Here is a 25,183-nt window from a genome sequence, read left to right as displayed (position 1 = left end):
GAACCATCGCCGTCATCAGGTCCCTTCTTCCAGATCGCGCAGGATCACCGACGCGGTCACCGCGTCGAGGTCGGACAGCGGGAGCGCGTGGCGCGCGAAGTCGGGCTCGTCGCCGGTCGCACTCAACCAGACCGCCTCGACGGCCTGCGGATTCGCCATCACCACGGCACCGGCCGGCAGTCCCGGATCGAGGTCCACGACCATATACCGGCCCTCGCCGACCGGCCGCAGCAGCCGCGACCAGACCTGCCCGGCGCCGATCGGACCCGGCTGCCATCCCCGGGACATCAACCCGGCGAACTTCACGCCGCCGAACCGGATCTCGCCCGCGGTACGCACGCCGCCGGGGACCTTCTGGGTGATGTACGGCCGCACCAGGCACGTGCCGCTCAGCTCCTCCGCGGTCAGCGCCAGCGGCGGCCGGCCTAGTTGGTCGAAAGGCTGCAGGATCTCGTAGTCGGAGAACACTTCCGACCACCGCGTCACGGCGAGCCCGAGGTCCACGGGATGCGCGACGCCGATCGAGGCACCGTCCGGAATCTCGTAACGCGCATCATCAACGTCTGCGAAACTCAGGTCCTCGGCGACCCGGAACGAGCCGAGCAGCCGGCGGTCTTCGGCATAGACGCCCCAGACCAGCCGCCGCACGAGGCGGCCGAGCACGAGATGGCGCACCAGATACGTCGCGAAGTCCTCCGGCGTCCAGCGGCGCCGCTCGAGCATCGCCCGCTCCATCCGGGCGATCTGTTCCTGCGTCCCGTCCTGGACCTGCCTGTTGAGCGTGACGAAGCGCTTGAAGGACGCGGCTGCCAGCTCCGCGTCGTCCCGCTTGCCGGGCTTCGGAAGCGTCCGCAGGACCGTACCGGTCTCATCACGGACGACCGGCCGCAGCAGCTCGTCGAAGGACACGTCGAAACGCCGCCTGCCGTAGTCCAGCTGGAACGTCGCCTCGGCCGTCAGCCCCGACGTCGGGACCAAGCGGTCGGCGAGCCGGTCCGGCGTCAGGTCCATGGACGCGGCGACGTCCTCGAACGTCGCCTGCGCCTTGCGTTTGAGCATGCCGGTCCACGAACGCCTGGCGAAGCCGTTCAGCGCGGTGAGCGCCCGGTCGCCGCCGATCGCGGCGAGCGCGTCGAAGCCGGCGACCACGAGGTCCAGCTTCGGATCCCGATACCAGTCCCGGATCAGCTGTTCCAGCTGCGCGACCGTGGTCTGGTCGCCGAAGATTCCGAGCGCGCCGACCACCCAGCGCTCGCTCTCGTGACTGCCCGACTGCGCCCACAAACCATGCAGGGACCAGACGAACTCCGCGAGCGATGAGGCGTCGCAGATCTCTGCGACTACCTCCAAGCCCGCATAGGGCGCGTCCGGCTTGGAGAACATCAGCATCTCCACGACCGCCTGCACGGCGCTGTGCGGGAGCGCGGTTTGGCCGTCCTTCAAGCGAATGTCGGACAGCAGCACCGCGCGGGCCCACAGCGGCGTTTCCGGAACGGTGCGAGGGTAGGTCTCGAACCCGCGGTCCGCCAGCACCTCCTTGGTGGCGGTGGCGACGTCCTCGCCGTACTCCTGCTGCGCGAGCGCCACGACGTCGATGCCGTCGGCGTCGAGCCACCGGAGGGCCGTGACAGCGTTCTGTCGTGCCTTGCCGGGCTTGCCGACCGCAGCCGGCACGAGACCGCGCACCGCGTCGTCGGGATGCCGCCGCAGCCAGGCCGTGGCAGAGGCGTGCACGGTGCGCAGCCGCACCAGTCCGTCGGCCATGATCGCGGCGATCTCGGCACTCGCGAACGGCTGAAGCAGCTGGGCACGCATCGCGGGGAACCGGTTCAGGGACAGCACCATCGGGAGCACGAACAGCTCGTGCTTCGCGACGAACGTCCGGACCCGGTCGGTGACCTGCCGCATCGGCGGGCGCCAGCCGGCGGCGAGCTGCGCACGCACCAGATCGTCGGGAGCATACGCGGCGAAGTAGGTCGCGAGGCTTTCCCTGCCCTCTTCCTCGGCGATATCGGCCAGGATCGAGTTCCACCCCTGCTCCGGGACCCACCCCGCGCCGGGCTTGGCGAGCCATGCTTCACGCTCGCCGGGCAGCCAGGCGACGGTGACCTCGGCCGGCGGCGTCAGACCCTCGACCCCGTCGACCACGACCGGCTTCCCGCGCTTGCGCTTCTTGTCGCGCCAAGGCGGAGCAGCCAGGATCTCGGGCAGATCCACCGGCGCAGCATCCGGCGTGCCGCCGCCGAGCAGCGCCTCGATCCGGTCGCGGGCTTCCGGACTCAGGCGCGGAGCCTCGGTTCGCGCGAAGCCGGGATCGGCGAGGACGACCATGGTCAGCAGGCGGGTGATCTCCTCGGTCGCTTCGGTCTCGGCCAGCAGCCGCAACGCCCGGCGCGGGAAGCGCTTGATCGCAGCCTGCAGATACTCGCTGACGACGCCGTCCCGCCCGAGCCACCGGATGAGCACGGACATCGCCGCCTCGGTCGGGATCCGGGAGATCAGGTCCAAACAGGTCCGGTGGATCCGGCACTGTCGCAGATTTCCGGAGTCGCGATACGGGCACTCATGGCCCGTTTCGCTCCAGGCCACCAAGAACGGCAGCGCCGTGGATCCGGCGACGGCGAGGAAGGTCCGCTCGATCGCGTGATCGTCGTGCCAGGACCACCCCGGCTGCGCCAGCAGCTGCTCGGCGAGCGCGGACGCCTGGTCGACCGTGGTGGCCGACGGCAACAACGCGCAGGGGTCGAGCTTCCCGTCGGCCGCGGCGGCCAGGTCGGCCCAGAACCATGCGGGTCGCTCGGGAAACAGGAGCGTGGTCAGCATGCGGGTGACCGCGGTGGGCTCGTCCTCCCGCAAGCGCTGCGCGGCAGCCACGGCCTCGTCGCGGTCCTCATCCGGGACCGACCGCACGAATTCGAGCAGCCGCAGGACTTCCCAGCGAAGCCGCCCGATGAGGTCGCGCTCTCGCAGACTCGTCAGATGGCAGTACTCGACGAAAGCCGCGAGGGCGAAGGCCGGCCCATGGGTTTCGCACCACAGATCGATGAGAGACAGTTCCCGCGAGTGCAAGGGGTTCAGTATCGATGCGACCAGGGCGGCTTGCCGCGGGGTCTGTGAGCCCAGGTCGGTGCAATCAACACCCTGCATCACGCCCACCGGATCGGCGATGCGGTGCGCGTCAGTGCGCAGGGCGTCGTCGACGACTTCCTGACAGTCCGCGCGATCCCGACGGCGGCGTTCCAAGAGCAGGGCCGCGCGCTCGTCGAACACCAGCGCCTCGGGCGGCCTCTTCCGTTCACGGACCCAGGGCGTCGCACTCTGATAGGAATCAGGCAGCTCGAAGACATCCTCAGAGTCCTGATCCGTGGACGTGAGCGCCCTGCCGGCCCTCATCGTCCGGTCACCTCGGTCAGATCCCGCAGGATCTCCGAAGCCGGAACGGGATCGAGCTCGGACAGCGGCACGGCGTGCAAAACGGGGGACGCCTGCTCGCCGGCCACGCTGAGCCAGACCCGCTCGATCCTCTGGTAGCCCGAGCCCGCCGCCACGCCGCCCTTCAACCCGGGCGAGATGTCCACGATCAGGTACCGGTCGTCCTCCCCCAGCGGCCGCAGGAACCGCGACCACACCGGCGGATCGCCCACCGGACCGCTGTACCAGCCGCGCGGTTCCAACGCGGCGATGTGGTTCGCGTCCAGCACCACACGCTGGAACCGCTCGAGCATCCAGCTGGCGCGCTCGGCGGCGGTCAGCTCCAACGCCGGACGGCCCAGCTGGTCCAGCGGCTGCAGGATCTCGTAGTCGGCGAAGACCTCGCTCCACTCCGCCACCGCCGGGCCGAGTTCCACGGGATGCGCGACGCCGATGGTCGCGCCATCGGGAATCTCGTAGTGCGCGTCGTGGACGTCGGCGTAGCTCAGGTCCTCGGCGATGCGGAAGGAGCCGATCGGCGCACCGTCGGATCCGTAGACGCCCCAGACGAGCCGTCGCGTGATGTGGCACAGCAGCGGATGCGCGACCATGTGCGCGGCGAAGCCCTCCGGGTCCCAGCGGCGGCGCGTGAACATGGCTTTGTCCAGGCGCTTGATCTGGTCCACAGCAATGATTTGCGCGGCCTTCTTTACCTCCGTGAACTGCTGATAGGCAGCCGTCGCCAGTTCCTCGTCGTCCTTCTTGACCGGCCGGGGCATGCGCGGGAGCAACTTGCCGGACTCGTCGGTGATCCGCGGCCGCAGCAGCTCATCGAAGCCGACGCCGAACGAGCGCGGGCCGTAGTCCAGCCGCAGCGTGCCGTCGGCGCCCAGACCGAGGGTGGGGACCACGCGGTCGGCGAGGTCGTCGGCGGCGAGGTCAAGCGAGGCGGCGACGTCCTGGAACCGCTCCGCGGCCCGGCGCCGGACCGGCTTGCGCCGCCCCTTCTGGACCACGGTGTGCAGCGCCGCCAGGGCCCGGCTGCCGCCGATCATGCCCAGGACCGTCAGCGCATCGCCGACGAGCGCGTAGTCGCGCGCGGTGGTCCAGGGACCGATCAGCGGCTCCAGTCGGGCCACGGTGCCGTCATCGCCGAGCAGTCCCATGGCGTCGAAGGCCCACCGGTGCGAGGTGTCGGAGCCGGTCGCGCGCCAGTTCTCGAACAGGGCGAAGGCGAACTCGCCCAGCGAGGGCTCGTCGCAGAGTTCTTTGACGACCTCCAGTCCCGGATGCGGCGCCTCGGGCTTGGAGATCTGCAGCATCTCCACCACGGTCTGCGCCGCACGCGCCGGCAGCGTCGCCGTCCCGTCCTTCAGCCGGATCGCCGGCAGCACCGAAGGCATGGCCCACATCGGCGTCTCGGGCATGCTGCGCGGATAGGTCCCGAGTCCGCCCTCGCTCAGCAGTTCCTTGACGGCCACGCCGACCGCTTCGCCGTGCGCCGCGATGGCGACGCCCACGACGTCGGTCCCCTCCGCCGCCAGCCACCGCAGCGCGGCGTCAGCGTTGCGCCGCTGCGGACCCGCCTTGCCCAAGGCGGCGGGCAGCAGGAAGCCCACGGCAGGCTCGGCGTGGCGGCGCAGCCAGCCCAGGGCCGCGCCGCGCGCCACGCTGCACCGTCGCGTCATCCCCTCGACCATCGAGGTGGCGACGTCCGCGCTCACGAACGGCTGGAGCAGCCGTCCCCGGTCGGCCGGCAGTCCGCGGATGGCCTGAACCGCAGGCAGCGCAAGCACTTCGTAGCGCGCGACGAAAGCCAGCGCTCGGTCGTCGGCGCGGCGCAGCGCCGGCTTCCAGCCGTCCGCCAGCAGCGGCCGCACCAGATCCGGCGAGGCGTAGGCGGCGAAGTAGAGCGCCACCGGCGTCAGGGGGTCGTCGGGCTTCGCCGGCTGCGTGCGCCACACGGCGATCTGCTCGGCGATCGCGGCCCAGCCCTGGCTCGGCTCCCAGCCGGCGCCCCGGCCGAGCCAGCGCTCGCGCTCGCCCGGCAGCCAGGCGGCGGACACGTCCGACGGCGCCGTCAGCCCTTCGACGACGAGCGGTTTCGGCCGCTTGGCCTTCGGGTCCGACCACGGCGGCCGGGACAGGATGGCAGGGATCTGTATCTCTGTCGCAGCCGCGCCGGCCGGCTCGGTCCGATTCAGCGCGGCGAGGACGTGCGTCGTCGCCGGCGTCGGTTCCATCGCGGACAACACGCGCAGGGCGCTCTCCGGGAAGCGCTCGGCGGCGGCGTGCAGATACGCCAGGGTCTCCGGGTTTCCGGTGTCCCGCTCAGCGAGCGCCCGGACGGCCGCATCGCCGGGGATCCGGGAGATCAGATCCAGAACTCTTCTCCGGGCGGCAGTCAGACGCTTGGTGCCGGTGAACTGGCCGTCGTGCCAGGCAAGCAGGAAGAGGAGGGCTTGGTCGCCGGCGACCGTCAGGAACGTCGCCTCGATGGCGGGATCGCCATCCCATGTCCACTTCGCACCGGCGCGCATCATCTCCCCGACCGCCGCGGCTTGCTCGGGTGTGGCGACCGAGGGGATCAACGAAGCAGCGGGAAGCTCTCTGCTGCCAGCAGCCGCCAGGTCTTCCTCCAGCCAGTCGGACCGCTCGGGGAACAGGAACGTCGCCACAGTCCGGGCGAACCCGCAGCCGACCAAGTCCTCCGCGCGCAGCCGCTCGGCGAGGGCCATCGTGTCGGCCCGCACGTCGTCCGGCGCCGCGCGCACCAGATCCAGCAGCCGCCTCGCCATTCCCATCCGGTCGAGCAGGACGGGGATCTGCTGCAACCATCCGACGCGAGGCCAGGAGTCCAGATGGCAGTAGTCGACGAAGGCTTCCAGCGCGAAGGGCACGCCGCGTATGTGATGCCAGACACCGATCGCGGCGTCGTCGCCGAAGTCCTCCACGGTGACGAGCGCGGCTTCGGCGACGGCAGCTTGCAGCGGCGTCCCCGTGCTCAGGTCGCCGAAGTCGACGCCCTTCATCGAGGAGACCAAGTCCTTGTCGCTGGCCGGGTTCCTCATGGCGGCGTCGATCTTGGTCTGGTGGTGCGCGACGCTGCCCCGGCGGCGTTCGTACAGTTGCTGCATCGCCGCGGCGTCGACCGCCGGGACCTGGTCGGGGCGGCAGCGCCCGCGTTCGACGGGCTTGACCTTCTGGTAGGCCTTCGGCAATTCCACGACGCCGCTCATCCGGCGGTCACCTCGCTCAGGTCGTTCAGGATCTCCGAGGCGGTCACCGGATCCAGCGACGCCAGGAGTTCGCCGCCCTCGCCGCGCCGCCAGTAGCCGGTGTAGCGGTTGGTATCCGTGCTGATCCACACGCCGCTCAGCAGCTGGTCTTCGGCCTCGCCAGCCCAGCCCGCGCCGAACCCGGGCTCCAGCTCGACGACCGCGGTACGGCCGTCGGGCAGCTCACGCAGCAGGTAGCCCTGCCAGCCGCCGTCAGCCGGGTCGCTGCGCTTCCAGCCGCGACGCTCCAGACCGAGCACCTTGCCGGCAGGCGTCCGGACGCCGGCGAAGCGTGTCAGTAGCCTGAGCTCCGACTCCTCGGCGGTGAACGCCAGCACCGGGCGACCGAGCTGCCGGAAGGGTTGCAGGATCTCGTAATCGGCGAACAGCTCCGACCAGCGCGGCAGGTCCTCACCGAGGTCCACTGGGTGCGCGACCCCGATCAGCGCGTCGTCGGGCAGCGTGTACGGGTCGTCGGCGACGTCGGCGTAGGAGGCGTCCTCGGCGACCCGGAACGTCCCGCGCACGCCCGTACCGTCCGGACGGAAGTCGGACCACACCAGCCGTCGGACGAGATGGCGCAGCAACGGATGGCCGACGAAGTACTCCTCGAAGTCCGTCTTCGTCCAGCGGCGGCGAGCGACCATCGCCATCTCCAGCCGGGTGATCTGGTCGGCGGCGAGAGTCCGCACGTCCTTCTTCAGACCACTGAAACGCTGGTACGCGGCGGGTGCCAGCTCGGCATCGTCCTTCACGCCGGGCTTGGGCAGGGACTTCAGGCGCTTGCCGCTCTCGTCGCTGACGCCCGGCTTGAGCTGTTCGTCGAAGAAGACGCGAAAGCGGCGCGGGCCGTAGTCCAACTCCATCGAGCCGGAGCCGTCGAGCCCGAGGTCGGGGACCAACCGGTCGCCGAGCTGGTCGCGGGTCAGGCGCAGCTCCTTGGCGATGGAGGCGACGCGCTCCTGCGCACTCTCCTTCAGCCCCCGGAACTTGCCCTTCTGCGAGATCCCGTAGAGGTGCAGCAAGGCGGTGTCGCCGCCGATCGCGGTCAGCACGTCCAGACCGGCGACCGCCCGCGAGTGGCCGCCGTCGCCGGGCCAGACCCGGATCAGCGGGGACAGCCGGCGGACCGCCTCGTCGCCGCCGAACCAGCGCAGAGCGTCCATCGCAAAGGACTGTTTCGCGGGATGGTCGGCGGTTTGCCAGTTCTCAAAGACGCCCCAGGCGAAGTCCTCGAGCGAGCGGGTGTCGCAGAGTTCTTTTACGGTCTCCAGCCCGGGGTACGGGTCCTCGGTACCGGAGACCATCAGCATCCGCACCACGCTGCGCACCGCCGACGGCGGAAGCGCTTCCTTGCGTCCGGTTATCAGCAGCTGTGGCAGGCTCTCCGGCTCGGCCCAACTCGGCGGCTCCGGCATCGTCTTGGGGAGCCCGGCGAACAGCGGGTCCTGGGCCAGCAGCTGGACGACGCCGGCGTCAGCCTCGGTGCCGTAGGTCGCCGCCTCGGCACGGATCTCGTCCTGGAATCCGGCGGAGACCAGGAAGCGCAGCGCGGCTTCGGCAGCTTGCCGGGTCCGCCCGGCCTTGCCGAGGGCGGCGGGTATCAGGGTTCGAACAGTAAGCGCGGGATGGCGGCGCATCCACGCCTGCGCCGGGGAGCGCAGCGTCTTCAGCCGCAGGTTCCAATCGGCGACGAGCGGCGCTATCTCGGAGCAGGCGAACGGCAGCAGGAGACCGGCGTTCTCCAGCGGGCTGGTGCGCACGGCGCTCATCGCGGCGGGGAACGCGTCGATGCCGAAGCGCGCGGTCGCCGTGCTGCACCAGTCGAGCGCGTCGTAGGAATAGCCGTCCTGGAGATTGCGGAGCGCCCGCCGGGCTTCCTCCTCCGGACCGCGGATGACGATCACCATGAGCTGATAGGCGTTGCGCCGTCCCAGCGCCTTGGCGAGGCGCTTGCCCCAGTCCTCGCGGTCGCTGTGCTCCACGCCGAGAGTGTCGGCGCGCCAGTCCTCGCGCTCCTGGTCGTCCAGCCACAGGACCTCGCTGCTGGACGGGGGAATCAGATCCTTGACGACGACCGGCTTCACCGTCTCGCGTGCCTGCTCCCACGGCGGCGTGGTCAGCAGTTCCGGCAAGGCGTCCAGCGATGCGGAGGGCAGCGGCGCCGCGAGGCCGTTCATCAGCTTCTCGACGCGTGCGCGCGCCTCGGCGTCCAGCTGCGGCACGACGGCGCGGGCCGCCTCCGTCCGGCTGGTGACGGTCAGCCGCAGCACGCGGTCCACGGCGGTCCGTGACGCCGGCTGGTCCGGCGCCGCCTCGGCGAGCAGCCGGACGCCGCGCTCCGGAAACCGTTGCGCCGCCTCGGCGAGCACCGCCGAGGTTCCCCGGTAGGCGAGCTGGCCGAGCAGCGCCAGGAACGCGTCGTCGCTGTCGAAACCGGCGAGGAGTCGTTGCACGCGCTGCCGGGCTTCGACGCCGTCCCAGTAGTCCTCAGCCCAGTTCGCTATCGCCGGGATCAGGTCCAGCCCGATCGTGGCGACCATGGTCGCGGTCGCCGCCGAGCACAGCCGCAGCGCGTCGGCGTGGACCCACTTGGTCAGCCGCTCGGCCTGCTGCGGCGTGCTCACCGCACCGATCAGCAGCCAGGCGGCGAGCCCGTCGCGGACCTCCCAGCGGCGGCCGAGCGGTCCGGAGACGTCCTGCTCGACCCAGTCGCCGTGTTCGGGGAACAGGAAGGAGATGAAGGTGTTGCGGACGTCGGCGGTGCTTCGCAGGGCACTGATGTCGGCCAGGGCGGCGGCGTACTCGTCAGCGTCGGCAGCGGCCAGGTAGCGGCGCATCCGCGCGGCCATCGCGAAGCGTTCTTGGGCGTTGGCGGCGTCGTGGTCCTTGCGGCGCAGAGCCGGGATCTTCTGTCCCTTGCGCGGGATCCAGACACCGAAGCCGCCGATTTCGATCGTCGCGGCGGCGGCGAAGGCGAGACCGCGTGCCGCCACCCAGGCGTCGACCAGGACGTAGGGCTCGTAGTTCTTCGGGGCGTCGTAGAGCACGACGACCGCGGCGATCGCAGCCTGCTGCGGCGTCATCGCGGCCAGGTCGCCGAATTCCGGCTGCCGCACAGCCTCGGCCAGGTCGCCGTCGGTGTCGGCGTGGCCGAGGACGAGCTCGACGGTGCGGGCCGCCTTGGTGAAGACGCGTTCGAAGCCGGCGACGGCGTCCGCGGCGGGCTCCACCGGCGCCACCGCGTCCCCCGACTTCCCGTCGCGGCGCGGTATGACCAGCGTCCGGGGGTCGAACCGCCTGTCGAACAGTCCTGCGACAGCGTCCACCGGTTCCAGGACGTACCCCACAAGCCCTCCCAAGCTTTGCTCCCCGAATGGCCAGAACCATAGCGAGGCAAGCCGACAGGGGTGGCAGAGTCCGAGGACTGAGGGTCGGACCAGCAGCCGGACCGGCGACCCGAATGGCGACCCGAATGGCAGCCGGACCGGCAGCCCGACCGGCAGCCCGCCAAGCCGACAAGCCACCCGATGGCCACCCGATGAGCGACCCGAATACCGGCCCGGCGGAGGGCTCCGGGGGTCATCCGCACGTAGCCCTCAAGTTGCTGACCCGTTCGGGTGCATGATCCCCTCGAACCTATGGCGCTCCGGTTCGCGGCATTCATGGCGCTGTGGACCGTCTTCTACTACTCGGTTCCCAGTTTGCACCTGCTGACCTGGACCGTGATCGGCCTGGGCGGGGTCGGCGCGGTGCTGGTCGGGGTCCGCCGGTACCGCCCGCACACCCCGCTCGCCTGGTACCTGCTGGCCGGGGCGATGCTGACGCTGGTCGGCGGGGACACCGTCTACAACCTGCTGACCGACGTCTTCGGGCAGGTCGAGCCGTTCCCCTCGGTCGCCGACGCGATCTACCTGGCGACCTACCCCCTGGCGGCCGGCGGCGTGCTGCTCATGGTGCGGCGGCGCAGTCCGCTGCGCGACCGGGCGGCGCTGATCGACGCCGTCATCCTGACCACGGCGGCGGCCCTGCTGCTGTGGGTCTACATCATCACCCCGACCGTGGACAACGGGAAGCAGCCCTGGCTGAGCAGCGCGGTGTCCATCGCCTACCCGCTCGGCGACGTGCTGCTGCTGGCGGTGACCGCGCGGCTGGCCACCGGCGGGGGGCTGCGCGGGCCGGCGGTGCGGCTGCTGCTGCTCGGCGTGCTCGGGCTGACCGGGTCCGACGTCGCCTACGCGCTGGTCCGGCTCTACGGCGATTGGCACGTCGGTACCCCTGCCGACCTGGGCTGGGTGGTCTTCTACGTGGCCTGGGGCGCGGCCGGGCTCGCGCCGTCGATGACCGAGCTGACCGAGCCGGTGGCCCGCGCCAGACACGGCGCGGACAGCGCGCGGGTGATCCCGCTGGCGGTCGCGGCGCTGGTCGCGCCGACCGTGCTGATGATCGAATCGCTGGAGACGGACCTGCGCGACGGCCCGGTCATCGCCGTGACCTCGGCGTTGATGTTCCTGCTGGTGCTGCTGCGGCTGTATCTGGCCGGCCGGCAGACCCGCGAGCTGGACAACCGCGCGCACACCCGGGCCATGCTGCGCGAGCTGAAACACCGCGCCTACCGGGACTCGCTGACCGGCCTGGGCAACCGGCTGCGCTTCCAGGAGCGGGCCGAGCGCGCCCTGGCCCGGGCCCAGGACTGCGGCGGCGAGGCGGCGATGCTGCTCATCGACCTGGACAACTTCAAAGAGGTTAACGACACCCAGGGGCACAAGGTCGGCGACGAGCTGCTGGTCGCCGCCGGGCAGCGGATAGCCGGGGCGGTGCGCCCGGGTGACCTGCCGGTCCGCCTCGGCGGCGACGAGTTCGCGGTCCTGCTGTCCGACGGCGCGACCGAGACGGCGGCGGTCGCCCTGGCGCAGCGGCTGATCGGGGTGCTGGCCGAACCGTTCCGGCTGGCCGGGGCGCCGGTGCCGGTGCGCGCCAGCATCGGGGTCGCGACCAGCTCCGGCGGCGCCGGGGGCACCGAGGAGGTGCTGTTCCGCAACGCCGACCTGGCGTTGTACGCGGCCAAGGCGGACGGCAAGGGCACCTGGCGGCTGTTCGAACCAAGCTTGTACGAAGCGGCCCTTCAGCGGCTGGCGCTGCGCACCGGGCTGGACCGGGCTTTGGCCGTCGGGGAGTTCGAGCTGCACTACCAGCCGATCGTGGAGCTGCAGGGCCCGCCGCGGGTCGCCGGGTTCGAGGCGCTGGTGCGCTGGCGGCATCCCCAGCTCGGGCTGCTGTCGCCGGGGAACTTCGTGCCGGTCGCCGAGGAGACCGGGCAGATCACCCCGATCGGCGCGTGGATCCTGCGGCAGGCGACCGCCGACGCCGCCGCGGCCGGGTTCGGGTACGTGGCCGTCAACGTCTCCCCGCACCAGTTCAGCAACGGCGGGTTCGTCGACACGGTGCGCTCGGCGCTGCGCGCGGCGGACCTGCCCGCCGACCGGCTGACCGTGGAGATCACCGAGAACGTCTTCCTGCACGAGGCGACCGCCAACGCGCTGCTGGACCTGCAGCGGCTGGCGATGCTCGGGGTGCGGGTCGCCATCGACGACTTCGGGACCGGGTACTCCTCGATCGGGTACCTGCGGGACCTGAAGTTCGACGTGATCAAGGCCGACAAGTCGTTCGTCGACTGGATCGCGAGCAAGAAGGACCACGAACGGCTGCTCCGGGGAATCGTGCATGTGGCGGGAACCATGGACATCGCCGTGGTCGCCGAGGGGGTCGAGACGGTCGAGCAGCGGGATCTGCTGCGCGACATGGGGTGTGCCTACGCGCAGGGCTTCTTCTACTCGCCGGCGGTGCCGCTGGGGGAGACGTCCGGTGTGCGGGCCACCATAGAGATGGGAGAGAACTGATGGCGCGGCACGAAGTATGGGCCGAGCTCGCCCGGCTGAAGGACACCACGAGGTTCTACGACGCCGTCATCGAGGAGCAGGATCGGAAGGAGCCGCGGCGGATCCGGATCGGCGACCACTGGCTGTCGGACTTCGCGTCCTGCAACTACCTCGGATTCGACGTCGATCCGGAGATCATGGCCGCCCCGGCGGAGCTGATCGCGAAGTGGGGAACGCACCCGAGCTGGTCGCGGCTGCTGGGGAATCCCAAGCCGTACCTGGACATCGAGGATCAGCTCACCGACCTGTTACAGGCTCCTGACACGCTGGTACTCCCGACGATCACGCACATCCACATGACGGTGATCCCGGTCCTGGCCGGCAAGGGGACAGTGTTCTGCGAAGCGCAGGCGCACCGCACCATCTACGACGGCAGCTCGGTGGCGCGCGGCAACGGCGCCACGCTGCACCGCTGGCGTGCCACCGACCTCGGCGGGCTGGCGATCGCCCTGCGCAAGGCGCCGAAGGACCTGCCGCGGCTGGTGTGCATGGACGGCATCAACAGCATGAGCGGCAACGAGCCGGGGCTGGCGGCGATCGCGGACATCTGCCGGGCCGAGGGCGCGCTGCTGTACGTCGACGACGCGCACGGGTTCGGCGTCATCGGCGAGCGGTCGGAGGCGGAGACCTCGCCGTACGGGGCGCTCGGGAACAGCATCGTGCGGCACCTCGGGGAGTCCTACGAAGGGCTGGTGCTCGTCGGCGGGTTCTCGAAGGCGTACTCCTCGCTGCTGGCGTTCCTGGCGCTGCCGACGCAGATGAAGGAGTACCTGAAGTTCGCGGCGGCGCCGTACCTGTATTCGGGACCGTCGCCGACGGCTTCGCTGGCGACCGTTCTGGCCGGGCTGAAGGTGAACCGCGAGCGCGGCGAGGAGATTCGCGGCCGGCTTTGGCACAAGACGGCGCGGGTCATCGACCACGTCCGCAAGCTCGGGCTCTCCACCCCGAACGTCAGCGGCTTCCCCATCATCGAGCTGCCGGCGCGCGAGCCGTCCGACATCGACGCGATCGCCACGATCCTGTGGGAGCGCGGCATCTACGTCACACTGGCGGCGTATCCGCTGGTCCCGCGGGACCAGGCCGGGTTCCGGATCCAGGTGACCGCGGCGAACACGGACGAGGAAGTCGAGCAGTTGAACGCCACACTCACCGAACTGGCACCGATGCTGCGCCCAGCCGACCGGCACCGCGCCCCCGGCATATAAGGGAACTGATGTGCACCTGCACCTGGAAAGCCTGAGCCAGCTGGGCCGCCTGACCCTGGCCTTCGCCCCGACCTACCTGCTCGGCTTCGAACGCGACCTGCGCGGCTCCCCGGCGGGCGACCGCACGTTCTCCCTGATCGGCGTCGGCAGCGCCATCATCGCCGTCCTGGCCAAGGACGGCAACGCCCCCAACGCCCTGGCCGGCGTCATCACCGGCGTCGGTTTCATCGGCGCCGGCGTGGTCTTCCGCCCCAACCTGACCCTCAACGCCCGCCGCCACCTGCTCGACACCGTCAAAGGCGTCACCACCGCCGCCACCATCTTCGCCGCCGCCGCCATCGGCGCCGCCTGCGGCTTCGGCCGCCTCATCCTCGCCACCGGCGGCACAGCACTGGTGCTGCTGGCGTTGGAGGTCCGGCACATCCCGGTGCTGAAGTTCGCCGACGGGCGGCGCTGGGCGTCGCGCTTCGCGAACGACGAGGTGATGGTTCCTGATGCGGCGGGCAAGGAGGCGGCGGAGGAGGGCGAGGCGTGAGGTGGGGGCGGCAAGGCTGCCGACGTTGGGTGTCTGCCGCCCAGAACCCCCGCCTAAGGCGCGTCCACCCGATACGGATCGTGCTCGGTCAGCAGCTTGTCGAGCCGGGCCTTGTCGACGCGGCCGACGAGTTGTACCTCGTCCTGCTTGTCGCGGACGACCTTGGCGAGAGTGATGGCCGAGGTGATGGTGTACAGCAGTCCCAGGCCGAGGAAGGCGCGCTCCCAGGCGTTGACGGGGAGGTAGGCGATACCGATGACGGTCGCGCCGGTGGAAACGATGAAGGAGGCGACCGCCTGGAAGTAGTACGCGGCCGTGTTCTTTTGTGCCAGTGGCGTACTCATGCTTCGATGATGTCGGTGGCGGGGTCAGTGGTCGTGAGTACGAGCACTCATTCGCGTACTCAATCCCGTACTCAATCCCGTACTCATGCGTGCGCTCTCCTGCCCGCTCACTGGTTCCGCCGGTAGCCGAGCACCTGGCCGCTGGCGGTCAGGACGTACGCCGCCTGGCCGGAGGGGTCGGGGACCGTGAGCTCGGCGCTGCTGGCGGTCGGGCCCTCGGGCATCGGGTAGGAGTGCACGACCTGGCCGTCGGCGGTGTCCACCACGATCATCGCCAGCGGGTTCTTCTCCGTGGGGGTGTGGACCTCGACCCAGATCTTGTCGCCGACGAGGGCGGGGACGTTGGCGATGCCGTTGAACGTCGCAGGGTTCTTCCACACCGGGGTTCCGCCGACCGCCTTGGTGCTCACCTGGAGGGCGTAGACGCGGTTCGCGTCGGCGGCGTAGACGGCGTCGCCGGACTCCAGGACCTGGCCGGTGAAGCGGCGGTCGGAGGAGGGCGCCGTCTTGCCCACGGCGCTGGGGTAGGTCCACATCCACTTGCCGGCGGCGCTGTAGGCGTGGACCGAGCCGCTGTGCATGTCGGTGAGGTAGACGTGCTGCTCAGTGCCGGTCACGGTCGGGGTGACGGTGCCGGCGCCGTTGTCGCTGTAGGCCTCGAAGAAGACGTGCCAGACCTCCTTGCCCGTGGCCATGTCCATGGCCTTGAGCACCCGCAGCGAGTTCTCGTCGCAGAGCATCACGTAGAACAGGTTCCCCAGCTTGGGGATCGACACGGCGATGCTGGTCTGGTTCAGGACCAGTCCGGTCGGCGGGGAGGCCACGATCTGCATGTCCTCCGGCTTCAACGTCCAGACCGCCTTCTTGAGCGTGACGTCGAACGCGGCCAGGCAGGGCGGGAATCCGGGGTCGTAGTTGCCGGAGCCGACCATCAGGAGGGTACCGACCATCCCGAGGATGCCGGTCGTGGGCATGTTGTTGGTGGACGTCGAGGTCTGCAGGCCGCTCTTGGCGTTCCACGCCGCCGAGCCGTCGCTGAGGTTCCACGCGTAGACGGTCCCGGCGCCGTAGCTGTACGCGTGCGTGTCGTCGGCGGCGATCCCCGCGCCCCCGACGTTGTCGACCGCGGGGATCGACCTCGCGGGGAACGCCGAGCCGCCCGAGACGGTGTCGATCGCGATCAGGTCCTGCGGCGGGATCGGGTTGGACACGCTCGTGGCCGTGTAGACGCCGACCAGCTTGCTGCCGCTGATCACCGCGCCGCCCGAGGCGCCGCCCAGGTCGGTCTTCGAGCTCCAGTCCTCCTGCCACGGACCCAGGACGTGCGAGGGGGTCGGCGTGGGCGTCGTCGAGGGCGTGGTCGAGGGCGTGGGCGTCGTCGAGGGCGCCGCGGGCGTGGAAGGGTTCTGCGACCCCGTCGAGGGCGGGAAGGTCGCCCCGGCGCTCTGCGTCGCCGACTTCCTGCCGCTGTCGCGCGTCGCGGCGTACCAGGCACCGCCGCCGCCCGCGGCCACGACCACGGCGCCCGCGATCCCAGCCAGCATCCGGCGCCGCCCCGGGTTCGAGGGTCCATCCGAGCCGGCGGACGAGGGCGCGGCGGTCGTGCCCACACCGCTGCCGATCCCCGTGACGCCCCCGCCGTCGAAGCCGGCGCCGGTGGGGGTCGCCTCGCCCGGGGCGGGCGTCCGCGCGGAGTCCTCGCCGCGCTCGTGCGTCGTCCCCGCCGCCAGCGCCACGATCGGCGCGGCGGAGTACTCGCGCAGGTCCCGGTACACAGCGTCGGGCAGCCAGTCCACGGCGTTGGTCGCGCCGGCCTCTTCGGGCGGCAGCAGGGTGTCCAGCAGCTCGTCGGTGGTCGGCCGGTTGGCCGGGTCCTTCTCCAGGCACGCCGAGACGATCGGCCGCAGCCCCATCGGCACCCCGGTCAGGTCCGGGGTCTCGTGCACCACGAGGTAGAGCTGGACGTGGTCCGGACCGTCGCCGAAGGGCGGGACGCCGGTGGTGGCGTAGACCATGACGCCGCCGAGCGCGAAGACGTCGGAGGCCGGTCCCAGCGCCGGATCGGCGCGGCACTGCTCGGGGCTGGAGTAGCGCGGCGAGCCGACGACGATGCCGGTCGTGGTCAGGGAGCTGCCGCCCTCGCTGGCGCTGATGCCGAAGTCGATGACGCGCGGGCCGTCCGGGCCGAGGATGACGTTCGAGGGCTTCAGGTCGCGGTGGATCAGGCCGGCGCTGTGGATCGCGCCCAGCGCCTCAGCGATGCCGGCGCCCATGACCCGCGCCGTGCGCTCGGGCAGCGGACCGTGCTCGTGGACGGCGCGCTGAAGGGAGGGACCGGGTATGTAGGCGGTGGCCAGCCACGGCTCGGCGTCGTCGGGACCGGCGTCCAGGACCGGCGCCGTGTACATCCCGTCCACGGTGCGCGCGGCCTGCACCTCGCGCCGGAACCGGGTGCGGAAGCGCTCGTCCTCGGCGTACTCGGCGCGGATGACCTTCACCGCCACCGGCCGGCCGCCGCGCGACCGGGCCAGGTAGACCCGGCCCATGCCGCCCGCGCCGATCCGCGCGAGCGGGGTGAACGGCCCGACGCGGGACGGGTCTTCGGGCTTCAGCGCATCCATGGGTCCCCCTTCTGAGGGGAAAGCGTATCGGCGGGTATCGGGTTCGGTGGCACGGCGGCGACGTTTGCCGTTCTCACAGCAGGTGCGCGCCCGCAGCGGGACCCAACGCCCGCCGCACCGCACGGACCGAGGGCGCCGCCTCCAGCGCCGCCGCGACCGTAGCCGCGGCGACCGCGTCGGCGGCGAGGAAAGCGCAGGTCGGGCCGGATCCGGAGAGCAGGGTTCCCAGCGCTCCGGCTTCGCGGCCGGCTTGGAGCGTGGCGCGCAAATCGGGACGCAACGAGGTCGCGGGCCGCGTGAGGTCGTTGCGCAGCGCCGCACCCAGCAGCGTTGAGTCTCCGGCCCGCAGCGCCCGCAGCAGCTCGTCCTCCACTCCCGGAGCCGTCGCCTCCTCCCCCGCAGCCTCACGCAGCCGGTCCAGCTCGTGGAAGACCGCCGGAGTGGAAAGCCCGTCATGAGCGAAGGCGAAGACCCAGTGGAACTCGCCCCGGGCCAGCACCGGCGTGATCTGCTCGCCGCGTCCGGTGCCCATCGCTGTGCCGCCGTGGAGCGCGAAGGGGACGTCGCTGCCCAGCTGCGCGGCAAGGACGTGCAGGTCGTCGCGCGAGAGCCCGGTGCCCCACAGCGCGTCGCAGGCGACCAGCGCGCCGGCGGCGTCGGCCGAGCCGCCCGCCATCCCGCCGGCCACCGGGATGCCCTTGGTCAGGTGCAGCCGCACGCCGGGGCTGCGGCCGACGGTCCGGGCCAGCAGCTCGGCGGCGCGCCACGCCAGGTTGGTGTCGTCCAGCGGCACCTCGACCTGGCCCTCGCCCTCGCAGGTCACCGCGAGGGTGTCGGCGGCGGCGGCGTTGACCTCGTCGAACAGCCCGACGGCGTGGAAGACGGTCGCCAGGTCGTGGTAGCCGTCGGAGCGCAGCGGGCCGACGGAGAGCGCGAGGTTGACCTTCGCCGGGACGCGGACGGTCACGGACTCGGTCTCGCCGGGGCGCGGACCCTCGTCCGGGATGTACGCCGCGGAGCTCATGCCGCCTCCCGCTGCGGCCGGTGCTCGGCCAGCCGGGCGAACTCCTCGACGGTCAGCGTCTCGCCGCGCGCGCTCGGGTTGATCCCGGCGGCGGTCAGCGCCGTCTCGGCGGCCGCCGGCGAGCCGGCCCAGCCGCTCAGCGCCGACCGCAGGGTCTTGCGGCGCTGGGCGAAGGCGGCGTCCACGGCGGCGAACACGTCGCGGCGCCCGGCCTTCGTGCTCGGCGGGACGGCGCGGCGGTCCAGGCGCACCAGCCCGGAGTCGACGTTCGGCGCCGGCCAGAAGACGCTGCGGCCGATGGCGCCGGCCCGCTTGACGTCGGCGTACCAGCGGGCCTTGACCGACGGCACGCCGTAGACCCGGCCGCCGGGCTCGGCGGCCAGCCGGTCGGCGACCTCGGACTGGACCATGATCAGCGTGCGCTCGATGCTCGGGAAGCGCTCCAGCATGTGCAGCAGCACCGGGACCGCGACGTTGTAGGGCAGGTTCGCGACCAGCGCGGTCGGCGGCGAACCGGGCAGCTCGGCGATCCGCAGCGCGTCGGCGCGCACCAGCTCGAACTCCGCCTGCCCGGCGGCGATGCCCGGCGCGAACTCGGCCAGCGTGTCCGGCAGCGCGGCGGCCAGGACCGGGTCGATCTCGACGGCGACGACGCGGCGCGCCACGTCCAGCAGCCCGAGGGTCAGCGAGCCCAGGCCCGGACCGACCTCGACCACCACGTCCTCGGCGGTGACGTCGCCGGCCCGCACGATCCGCCGGATCGTGTTCGGGTCGATGACGAAGTTCTGCCCGAGCTTCTTGGTCGGCGAGACGCCGAGCTTCTCGGCGAGCCGGCGGACCTCGGCGGGGCCCAAAAGGCGGGCCGGCAGCCGGTCGGGCTCGGGAGTCGGTGGCGGGGAGTGCGGGGTTTCGGACATCGCCTGCCATCGTATGCCGCGGCGGGTCCCCCGGGAGAACGCCGCGTAATCCGTCGCACCTTTGATACGAAGCGCTCTCACCGGGCCGAACGCCGACGGCGCGGCACCCGGCTCCCGCCGGATACCGCGCCGTCGCAAGTCGCTGACAGGCTCGGCCGCGTCAGGTGAACAGCTTCCGCCCGCAGACCGGCCACTGCCCGGCGCCGGAGCGCACGTACAGCAGCTTCGCGCGGTAGGTCTGCTCCGCCGGCGTGGCGTTCGAGGGCAGCCCGGAACCGCCCATCGCGGCCCAGGTCGACACCGAGAATTGGTAGAGCCCGAAGTACAGCCCGCCGCCGCCGACCGACTTGGGGTTGCCGCCGGACTCGCACTGGGCGACACCGGCCCAGTTCAGGTTGTCCGCGCCGGCCACGGTGGTCGGTACCGGCTTGGTGCCGACCTTGACCACCGCGTTCACCGGCTGCTTGGTGACGGTCTTGCTGACGATCTTCGGCGCCTGCTTCACGCCGTTGACGGTCAGGTACGCGTACACGACTTCCTGCACGCCCTGCGTGCCGGAGGAGACCGTGGTCCGCGATCCGACGTAGGCGCTCGGGTCGGACTGCTCGGTCGTGGAGAACGCGATCGGGACCTGCTTGGTCTCCTGCGTCCCGGTGACCCGGTCCACGGTGATGGTCTCGCCGTTGGTCGGGAAGGTGTCCGGAGCCGGGCTCGCGGTGTCCTGGCCGGCCAGCGTCACATGGGCCTGGCTCAGTGCCTGCGCCACGGTCTGCGCGGTGGTGTCCAGCGGGATCGAGCGGCCGTCGACCAGGACGTTGACGTGCCGCTGGGTCTTGATCTGGAAACTCAGTCCCTGGCGGCCGATCGCCTGGTCGCGGTTGACCGACAGGGCGGGGTTCGAGCCGTGCAGGCCCAGATCGCCCAGCGCCTCGTCCACGGTCGTGGCGGTGGACCAGATCTTCTGGTCCTTGCCGTCGACGCTCACGTCCAGCTGGCGGCCGTAGCGCACCGAGATCTGCTCGCCGTCCGCCAAGCTCTCGCCGGGAGCCGGCGCCACCTGGTCGTGGCCGTCGGTGCTGATGCCCTGGGCCTTGAGGACGTCGGCGACCTTGCCGTCGAACGTGTGGATGGTGCGTTCCTGGCCGTCCACGGTCAAATGGACGGTCTTCTCGAAGCCGACGTAGGCTCCGGCGGCGCCGACGAGTCCCAGCAGGACCGTGCCCTGAACGGCGCGGACCTTGACCTTGGAACCCTCGCTGTGCCGACTAGCGGAACGTCTACTGCTCACGCTGATCCAGACCTCGCCGTGTCCGGCTACGACGCCCGGGACTCCATCGAAGACCCGTTCTCAAAGAGCGTCGATCCGGCTGCCGAGGCGACACTAGCGGCAACCCCGCCGCGCCGCCAGCGGAAGTCCGATGGATGTCCTGCGACATCCCTTTCACTCCATGTCGGCTGTCGGTCGACTGATATGACTGGCTATGCCCCGGCGTTATGCCCGCACCTGGAAGGCATCCCGCAGGTTGCTGTCGAGGGCCTGACAGAGTTCGGCCAAACCGGTGACACTGTCCATGCCTCGCAGCGCCGCCATGGCGCGCACCGTATAAGGAACCAGGTAGGGCGCGTTCGGCCGTCCTCTATAAGGGAGCGGCGTCAGGAACGGCGCGTCGGTCTCGACCAGGACCCGGTCGATCGGCGCCACCTGGAATGCCTCCTGCAATGCCTGATTGGCCTTGTAGGTGAGGTTCCCGGCGAAGGACATGTAGTAGCCGCGCTCGGCGCACACCTTCGCCATCGCGGCGTCACCCGAATAGCAGTGGAAGACCACTGTTTCGGGGGAACCCTCTTCGACCAGGATGCGCAGGACGTCCTCGTGTGCGTCGCGGTCGTGGATCACCAGGGCTTTGCCATGCCGCTTGGCGATGGCGATGTGGGCGCGGAAGGAGTCCTGCTGCGCCTGCGCGCCCTCCGGGCCGGTGCGGAAGTAGTCCAGGCCGGTCTCGCCGATACCGAGGACCTGCTCGTCCGCGGCCAGCTTGTCGATCTCGGCGAGCGCCTCCTCCAGCGCCGCCGCGCCGCCGGGCGCGCGGTGCTGGCCGGACCAGCCGTCGGGGTCGCCGAGGACCAGGCGCGGCGCCTCGTTCGGGTGCAGGGCGACGGCGGCATGGACGCGCTCGAAGGCGGCGGCCAGCTCCACGGCGGTGCGCGAGGACGGGACGTCGACGCCGACCTGGACCAGCCGGCGCACGTTCACCGCGTCCGCGGCCGCGATGATGTCCGCGGCCGCCGGCTCCTGCATGTCCAGGTGCGTGTGGCTGTCGCCGACCGGAGCCGGCAGCGGCTCGGGCGCCGGGGGCGGGGTCTCGTCCCGCTCCCGGGACTTGCGCTTCCGCTTGCGCTTGGTCTCGCCGGGCTCTGATGCGGCCGGATCCGCCGGGCCGGGCTCGGTCCCGCCGAGCCCTGTCTCACTGTCCGCCACGCGCCTACGCCGCCTCGCCGCCGAGCCGCGCCAGCTCCTCGTCGACGATCGAGGGGTCCAGCTTCTTGAAGATCGGCGTCGGCGGCGCCAGCGGGCGGCCGGCCTCGATCGGGGTCGACTCCCAGCGGGCCAGCGCCTGCTCGTAGTCGCCGGTGAGCACCGGGTACCCCGGGCCGCCGTCCAGGTCCTCGACCTCCCGCAGCTCCGGCATCGCCGACCAGGTGCCCTCGCCGCCGAGCAGGTGGAAGACCTTCTCGGAGGAGAAGGGCAGGAACGGGGTCAGCAGGGTCTTGGCGTCGTCCACGACCTGCAGGGTGACGTGCAGGACGGTGGCCATGCGCTCGGGGTCGGTCTTGGCCAGCTTCCACGGCTCGTGGTCCGAGACGTACTTGTTGGCCTCGGCCACCAGGCGCATCGCCTCGGCCAGCGCGGCCTTGAAGCGGCAGCGGTCCAGCAGGTCGCCGACCACGGCGAAGGCGCCGCGCGAGGTCGCCAGCAGCGCCTCGTCCTCGGCGGTGAGGTCCTTGGCGGCCGGGATCTGTCCGAGGTTCTTCGCCGCCATGGAGATGGCGCGGTTGACCAGGTTGCCCCAGCCGGCGACCAGCTCGTCGTTGTTGCGGCGCAGGAACTCCGACCAGGTGAAGTCCGTGTCCTGCGTCTCCGGGCCGGCCGCGGTGATGTAGTAGCGCAGGGCGTCGGCGTCGTAGCGGGACAGGAAGTCGCGGACGTAGATGACCACGGCGCGGCTGGAGGAGAACTTGCGGCCCTCCATGGTCAGGAACTCTGAGCTGACCACCTCGTGCGGGAGGTTCAGCGCGCCGAGGGAGCCCGGCTTGCCGTTCTTCTCGCCCCGGCCGTCGTAGCCCAGCAGCATCGCCGGCCAGATCTCGGAGTGGAAGACGATGTTGTCCTTGCCCATGAAGTAGTAGGCGTCGGGCGCCTCGCCGTTCGGGCCGGTCTGCCAGAAGGCGCGCCAGGCGTCCGGGTCGCCGGTGCGGCGGGCCCACTCCACGCTCGCGCTCAGGTAGCCCACGACCGCGTCGAACCAGACGTAGAGCTTCTTGTCGGGGCGGTCGACCCAGCCCTCGAGCGGGACCGGGACGCCCCAGTCCAGGTCGCGGGAGATGGCGCGCGGCTGCAGGTCGTCCAGCAGGTTCAGGGAGAACTTCAGGACGTTGGGACGCCAGGTCTTCTGCTGCTGCAGCCAGCCGCCGAGCACCGAGGCGAAGGCCGGCAGGTCCAGGAAGAACTGCTCGGTCTCGATGAACTTCGGCGTCTCGCCGTTGATCCGCGAGCGCGGGTCGATCAGCCGGTCCGGGTCGAGCTGGTTGCCGCAGTTGTCGCACTGGTCGCCGCGCGCGCCGTCATAGCCGCAGATCGGGCAGGTGCCCTCGATGTAGCGGTCCGGCAGCGTACGGCCGGTCGAGGGGCTGATGGCGCCCATCGTGGTCTTGGGGAAGATGTAGCCGTTGTCGTACAGACCCTTGAAGATCTCCTGCACGACCGCGTAGTGGTTGCGCGTCGTGGTGCGGGTGAACAGGTCATAGGCCAGACCCAGCGACTGCAGGTCCTCAGCGATGACCCGGTTGTACCGGTCGGCCAACTCCCGGGCGGTGACGCCCTCCTTGTCGGCCTGCACCAGGATCGGCGTCCCGTGCTCGTCGGTCCCGCTGACCATCAGCACCCGGTTGCCCGCCATCCGCTGATAGCGGCTGAAGACATCGGAGGGGACGCCGAAGCCGGAGACGTGCCCGATGTGGCGGGGACCGTTGGCGTAGGGCCACGCCACGGCGGTGAGGATGGTGCGCTGGGTGGACGGCATGAGCCCTAGGGTATCGGGCGCGGCAGGCTCACCTGGTGCGGTTGCGATGCGGTCCAGATACTGGACGTGGAGAGGCAGACACGTGAACACGATTCCGACCGGCGCCGAGCCGGCCGAGGAGCAGCGCCGCGACAGCGGTGCGGGCGCGGACGGCGAGCTGGTGGACGAGCTGCAGGACGACCCGCGCGACGACCTGCCGGACGCCCTGGTCCTGGAAACCGCCCGCCGTATCATCGCCAGCGACGCGGCGATCATCCACCGTCTGGGCACCATATGAGGTACCTGACCACCGCCGACCTCCTCGCGATCACCACCGCCGCCCTCGGCCCGAACACCCCGATCCGCGACCCCGGCATGATCGCCTCCGCAGCGCACCGCCCCCGCACCACCGCCTTCGGCGAGGACGCCTACCCCGACCTCCACACCAAGGCGGCAGCGATCCTCCACTCAATCCTGCGCAACCACCCCCTGGTCGACGGCAACAAGCGCCTCGCATGGGTCGCCTGCCGCACATTCCTCGCCGTGAACGGCGCCGACTTCACCCCCGACGAGGACGCCGCAGTCGACTTCGTGATGAGAGCGGCGGCGTCGGAGTTGGGGGATGTGGAGGCGATCGCGGCGGTGCTGCGGGAGTGGACGGGCTGAGAGCTCAGCTCGTCGGCACCTAAGGAATGGCCTCAATATAGCAATCTGCGACGCTTCGATCACCCGCCGAAGCGATCAGCTCTCGTCCGCTGCCTCAGCCGCTTCCTTCGCCGCCACCACCGCGTCGAAAACGTCCCGCTTCGGCAGCCCGAGCTCGGCGGCGACCTCCGCGATCGCCTCCTTGCGCCGCAAGCCCCCGGCCGTCTCTCGCGCGAACACCAGCTCTGCGATCTCCGCGCCGCTCAGGTCTCGGCCCGCGCCGGGGAGCGCGCCGCCGACGACTACGGTGATCTCGCCGCGGATTTCGCCGTCGGCGGCCCATTTCGCCAGGTCGGCGAGGGTTCCGCGCTTGATCTCCTCGTAGGTCTTGGTCAGTTCGCGGCAGACGGCCGCTGGGCGGTCGGTGCCGAGGGCTGCCGCCATGTCGGCCAGGGAGGCGGCGAGGCGGTGGGGTGCCTCGAAGAAGACCATGGTGCGGGGTTCTGATGAAAGTTCCGTCAGGCGGGAGGAGCGTCCGCCGCCCTTGCGGGGGAGGAAGCCTTCGAAGCAGAAGCGGTCGACGGGGAGGCCTGAGACGGCCAGTGCGGTCAGGACCGCTGAGGGTCCTGGGACTGCCGTCACTCGGACGCCGGCTTCGACGGCGGCGGCGACGAGGCGGTAGCCGGGGTCGGAGACGGAGGGCATGCCGGCGTCGGTGACCACGACGACGCGGGCGCCGGCGAGGAGGTCGCGGAGGAGGTCGGGGGTGCGGGCGGATTCGTTCGCTTCGAAGTAGGAGACGAAGCGGGCCTTGGGTGTGAGGTCCAGCACCCGGAGGAGGCGCTTGAGGCGGCGGGTGTCCTCGGTGGCGATGACGTCCGCCGCGGTCAGCTCGGCCGCCAGCCGGGGGGAGGCGTCCTCGTCCTGGCCGATCGGGGTGCCGGCGAGGACGAGCAGGCCCGGGGTGGGTTCTGTTCCAGTCAC

General features: G+C 71.1%; 16 protein-coding genes. 5 read left to right on the top strand and 11 right to left on the bottom strand.

Annotated elements, in window-relative coordinates; all coding sequences use genetic code 11:
- Nucleotides 1-15: 15 nt before the first annotated feature.
- From CACI_RS02945 to CACI_RS02935, 3 genes are read right to left on the bottom strand one after another with little or no spacing between them, the layout of a single operon-like run.
- Nucleotides 16-3,393: a DUF4132 domain-containing protein gene (locus CACI_RS02945; protein ID WP_012784830.1), complete on the bottom strand. Its 3,378-nt coding sequence runs from the start codon at nucleotides 3,391-3,393 to the stop codon at nucleotides 16-18.
- Nucleotides 3,390-6,650, bottom strand: a complete 3,261-nt coding sequence (locus tag CACI_RS02940; protein WP_012784829.1) for a DUF4132 domain-containing protein — start codon at nucleotides 6,648-6,650, stop codon at nucleotides 3,390-3,392. The genes CACI_RS02945 and CACI_RS02940 overlap by 4 nt, the downstream gene beginning before the upstream one ends.
- Nucleotides 6,647-10,051: a DUF4132 domain-containing protein gene (locus CACI_RS02935; protein ID WP_143765129.1), complete on the bottom strand. Its 3,405-nt coding sequence runs from the start codon at nucleotides 10,049-10,051 to the stop codon at nucleotides 6,647-6,649. Before CACI_RS02935 ends, CACI_RS02940 begins: the two co-directional genes overlap by 4 nt.
- A 279-nt stretch (nucleotides 10,052-10,330) precedes the next feature.
- Here CACI_RS02935 and CACI_RS02930 point away from each other — a divergent pair, with 279 nt between their 5' ends.
- Genes CACI_RS02930 through CACI_RS02920 form a run of 3 tightly spaced genes read left to right on the top strand, consistent with a single transcriptional unit; the run spans nucleotide 10,331 to nucleotide 14,368 of the window.
- Complete coding sequence (locus tag CACI_RS02930; protein ID WP_012784827.1) at nucleotides 10,331-12,589, top strand: putative bifunctional diguanylate cyclase/phosphodiesterase; 2,259 nt, start codon at nucleotides 10,331-10,333, stop codon at nucleotides 12,587-12,589.
- Nucleotides 12,589-13,833, top strand: a complete 1,245-nt coding sequence (locus tag CACI_RS02925) for an aminotransferase class I/II-fold pyridoxal phosphate-dependent enzyme (protein ID WP_012784826.1) — start codon at nucleotides 12,589-12,591, stop codon at nucleotides 13,831-13,833. Before CACI_RS02930 ends, CACI_RS02925 begins: the two co-directional genes overlap by 1 nt.
- A gap of 10 nt (nucleotides 13,834-13,843) precedes the next feature.
- Nucleotides 13,844-14,368 carry an MgtC/SapB family protein gene (locus CACI_RS02920; protein ID WP_012784825.1) on the top strand — a complete coding sequence of 175 codons (525 nt, stop codon included), beginning with the start codon at nucleotides 13,844-13,846 and terminating at the stop codon, nucleotides 14,366-14,368.
- Nucleotides 14,369-14,421: 53 nt separating this feature from the next.
- Here the strand turns inward: CACI_RS02920 and CACI_RS02915 are convergent, their stop codons facing one another.
- The 7 genes from CACI_RS02915 to metG form a co-directional block, all read right to left on the bottom strand.
- A complete protein-coding gene (locus CACI_RS02915) occupies nucleotides 14,422-14,712 on the bottom strand; it encodes a YiaA/YiaB family inner membrane protein (protein ID WP_012784824.1) in 291 nt (96 codons plus the stop codon).
- A 107-nt stretch (nucleotides 14,713-14,819) separates the two neighbouring features.
- Complete coding sequence (locus CACI_RS44970; protein ID WP_012784823.1) at nucleotides 14,820-17,333, bottom strand: protein kinase domain-containing protein; 2,514 nt, start codon at nucleotides 17,331-17,333, stop codon at nucleotides 14,820-14,822.
- 73 nt (nucleotides 17,334-17,406) lie between these two features.
- Entirely contained in the window at nucleotides 17,407-18,357 is a 951-nt protein-coding gene (locus CACI_RS02905) for a 4-(cytidine 5'-diphospho)-2-C-methyl-D-erythritol kinase (RefSeq protein ID WP_012784822.1), read from the bottom strand.
- Entirely contained in the window at nucleotides 18,354-19,274 is a 921-nt protein-coding gene (gene rsmA / locus CACI_RS02900; RefSeq protein ID WP_012784821.1) for a 16S rRNA (adenine(1518)-N(6)/adenine(1519)-N(6))-dimethyltransferase RsmA, read from the bottom strand. Before rsmA ends, CACI_RS02905 begins: the two co-directional genes overlap by 4 nt.
- Nucleotides 19,275-19,434: 160 nt before the next feature.
- Nucleotides 19,435-20,562 carry a resuscitation-promoting factor gene (locus tag CACI_RS53810; RefSeq protein WP_012784820.1) on the bottom strand — a complete coding sequence of 376 codons (1,128 nt, stop codon included), beginning with the start codon at nucleotides 20,560-20,562 and terminating at the stop codon, nucleotides 19,435-19,437.
- A gap of 204 nt (nucleotides 20,563-20,766) precedes the next feature.
- Complete coding sequence (locus tag CACI_RS02890) at nucleotides 20,767-21,753, bottom strand: TatD family hydrolase (protein WP_012784819.1); 987 nt, start codon at nucleotides 21,751-21,753, stop codon at nucleotides 20,767-20,769.
- A gap of 4 nt (nucleotides 21,754-21,757) precedes the next feature.
- The gene (gene metG / locus CACI_RS02885) at nucleotides 21,758-23,575 is read right to left on the bottom strand and encodes a methionine--tRNA ligase (RefSeq protein WP_012784818.1); all 1,818 of its coding nucleotides are present in this window, start codon (nucleotides 23,573-23,575) and stop codon (nucleotides 21,758-21,760) included.
- Nucleotides 23,576-23,657: 82 nt separating this feature from the next.
- Between metG and CACI_RS02880 the strand changes: the two genes are divergently transcribed.
- Nucleotides 23,658-23,852, top strand: a complete 195-nt coding sequence (locus CACI_RS02880) for a hypothetical protein (RefSeq protein WP_012784817.1) — start codon at nucleotides 23,658-23,660, stop codon at nucleotides 23,850-23,852.
- Nucleotides 23,849-24,220: a type II toxin-antitoxin system death-on-curing family toxin gene (locus tag CACI_RS02875; protein ID WP_012784816.1), complete on the top strand. Its 372-nt coding sequence runs from the start codon at nucleotides 23,849-23,851 to the stop codon at nucleotides 24,218-24,220. Before CACI_RS02880 ends, CACI_RS02875 begins: the two co-directional genes overlap by 4 nt.
- Before the next feature lie 75 nt (nucleotides 24,221-24,295).
- Here CACI_RS02875 and rsmI read toward each other — a convergent pair whose 3' ends face one another.
- Complete coding sequence (gene rsmI / locus CACI_RS02870) at nucleotides 24,296-25,183, bottom strand: 16S rRNA (cytidine(1402)-2'-O)-methyltransferase (protein WP_012784815.1); 888 nt, start codon at nucleotides 25,181-25,183, stop codon at nucleotides 24,296-24,298.

The organism is Catenulispora acidiphila DSM 44928, from assembly GCF_000024025.1.
In the GTDB taxonomy this organism is placed as follows: Bacteria; Actinomycetota; Actinomycetes; order Streptomycetales; family Catenulisporaceae; genus Catenulispora; species Catenulispora acidiphila.
The sequence above is the reverse complement of the archived record's forward strand: the minus strand, read 5'-3'. Positions and strand labels throughout refer to the sequence as shown.

Bases quoted from the DNA above. Each gene is read 5' to 3' on its own strand.
- CACI_RS02945 (WP_012784830.1), bottom strand. From the start codon at position 3,393: ATGAGGGCCGGCAGGGCGCTCACGTCCACGGATCAGGACTCTGAGGAT.
- CACI_RS02940 (WP_012784829.1), bottom strand. From the start codon at position 6,650: ATGAGCGGCGTCGTGGAATTGCCGAAGGCCTACCAGAAGGTCAAGCCC.
- CACI_RS02930 (WP_012784827.1), top strand. From the start codon at position 10,331: ATGGCGCTCCGGTTCGCGGCATTCATGGCGCTGTGGACCGTCTTCTAC.
- CACI_RS02925 (WP_012784826.1), top strand. From the start codon at position 12,589: ATGGCGCGGCACGAAGTATGGGCCGAGCTCGCCCGGCTGAAGGACACC.
- CACI_RS02915 (WP_012784824.1), bottom strand. From the start codon at position 14,712: ATGAGTACGCCACTGGCACAAAAGAACACGGCCGCGTACTACTTCCAG.
- CACI_RS44970 (WP_012784823.1), bottom strand. From the start codon at position 17,333: ATGGATGCGCTGAAGCCCGAAGACCCGTCCCGCGTCGGGCCGTTCACC.
- CACI_RS02905 (WP_012784822.1), bottom strand. From the start codon at position 18,357: ATGAGCTCCGCGGCGTACATCCCGGACGAGGGTCCGCGCCCCGGCGAG.
- rsmA (WP_012784821.1), bottom strand. From the start codon at position 19,274: ATGTCCGAAACCCCGCACTCCCCGCCACCGACTCCCGAGCCCGACCGG.
- metG (WP_012784818.1), bottom strand. From the start codon at position 23,575: ATGCCGTCCACCCAGCGCACCATCCTCACCGCCGTGGCGTGGCCCTAC.
- CACI_RS02875 (WP_012784816.1), top strand. From the start codon at position 23,849: ATGAGGTACCTGACCACCGCCGACCTCCTCGCGATCACCACCGCCGCC.